Origin of the sequence: Pyrobaculum sp., assembly GCF_049971835.1 — an archaeon.
Classification (GTDB): Archaea; Thermoproteota; Thermoprotei; order Thermoproteales; family Thermoproteaceae; genus Pyrobaculum.
This window is the reverse complement of record NZ_JBMFKV010000312.1, coordinates 1-1,822: the sequence shown is the minus strand read 5'-3', so window position 1 is coordinate 1,822 and position 1,822 is coordinate 1. Positions and strand designations below refer to the sequence as shown.

Genomic DNA, 1,822 nt, shown 5'->3' with positions numbered 1-1,822 from the left:
CGCACGCCCCCCAGCCTCGACCCTGGCGCCGTTTATATACAAGCCGTTTTTAGATCCCAGATCCACGAGATACCAACGCCCCTCCACACGCATCGACTTAAAATGCTGACGCGAAACATACGAAGCCAAGTCGGCCTCCAGAAAGCCAAAGTCAGCCCTCCCATAGACCTTCCCATCCACGAGCTTGACAACCCCACCACCGAACCTGATACACAAGTCACCAACCTGGGGGGCGACTAGAGTCTCCTCAACAACCTTCGTCTCCTCCACCACCAACGTCTCCTCACCCACCGCCCCAGCCGCCTCCGCCCCCCGCCCAGCCAGAGGCGCGGCCCCACTAGACGCGGGGACAAGACCCCCAGACACGCCACCAGGCGCTTGCTTAACCAGAGGCAGGACCCCCCGCCCCACCTCCCTGCCATCCATCTCCACCCTGTACCTCAGCTCCCCGCTCCCATTCACATACAGCTCAAACACCTCATCCTCCACAACCCTGGAGTTCCCCTCCACGTTAAGCAACACCAAGCCGGGGGAGGGCTCGAAGTAGTACACCTTCCTGCCGCGCGGCCCCCTAAACCTCAGAACCCACTCAGCAGAGGGCCTAGGCGCAGAGGCGGGCTGCTGAGGCCCCGGTTGCCGAGGCCCCAGCTGCGCCGGTGCGCAGTCCCCAACCTCAGGCATGTACCCCCTATAAAACCTCGCAAAAAGCTCGGCCAACTCTCTAAGATCAACAATAGGCTTCCTCTGGTGGATGCAGAGGAGCCTCCTCAGGAACTCAGCCCTCCTATCCAACTCCGCCTTGAACCTCTCGGCGTCCCACTTAGCCAGCTCCATAATCCTCTTAGTAGTCCTCGCCGACTCGAGACCCTCAGCCCGGTAGCAGTCGCAGTCCCTGTCGTACCTAAATATGGTGTTGTAAAGCCTCTTCGCGGGGTCCACGATGTCAAAGACGTACTGAGTCCTGCGCTGGATCCTCCCCCCGATCTTAAACCTCCCGATATACACCACCAGCGCCAGGGAGGTGAGGTACGACGGCGGGATACCCATCTGGTCAAGTCTATTAAACACGTCCTCCACAGTGTCGGCGTGTATCGTGGTGACACCCCCGTGCCCCGTCGCCACAGCCTGGAACCACGCCACGGCGTCCACCTCCCCCCTCTGATTCCTCGCACCCCTAATCTCGTTGATAACAACATAATCCACGTTGTAGCGCAGGAGAAGAGCCACCAGATCCATAAGCGTAACCCCCCTCCTATCGTCGGTAATAAGCGACTGCCAGTTCAAATGAGGAATTTTAAACTCGGGGAGGTCCTCCGCGGTGCCGATCCGCTTGTCAGGCGGCGCCAGCCCCAGAAGGGCATTGGCGTAGCTAGTCTTCCCAGACCCCATCTCCCCAGCCACCAAAATCGGCATCTTATACTCCACAGCAAGCCACAGATAAGCCCCCAGCTCCGGCGAAATAGTACCCCGCTCCAGAAGCCCCAGCACCGTCCAAGGCCTCTCCGGAAAAATACGCACCACAAACGACGATCCCTGAGGAGAGATCTCCCCGCCGAAGGTCGCGGTGAGGCGCCCAACCCCCGGCAGAAAAGCGTTGTCAACCTTAGGGCTAGAGATGCTGATAGTCCTCCCAGACAGAAAAATCAGCCTCTGCACCAGCTGGTCAAGCTCCTCCCTCGAAAACGACATATTAGTCTCCATACGGCCATGCCGCGAGTGAAACACCGTCAGCGGCACATCAGGCCCCTTACACTCCACATTCTCCAAATTCTTATCCCTAAGCACAGGATCCAGAGGCCCAAACCCCAAAAGCTCCCGCTCC

1 protein-coding gene is annotated in these 1,822 nt (G+C 59.2%); it reads right to left on the bottom strand.

All coding sequences use genetic code 11. From position 1 onward, the window contains the following. The coding region (locus ACP5J3_RS14075; protein ID WP_428496255.1) for an ATPase, T2SS/T4P/T4SS family at nt 1-1,758 on the bottom strand (1,758 nt) is incomplete at its 3' end. Nucleotides 1,759-1,822: the final 64 nt, after the last annotated feature.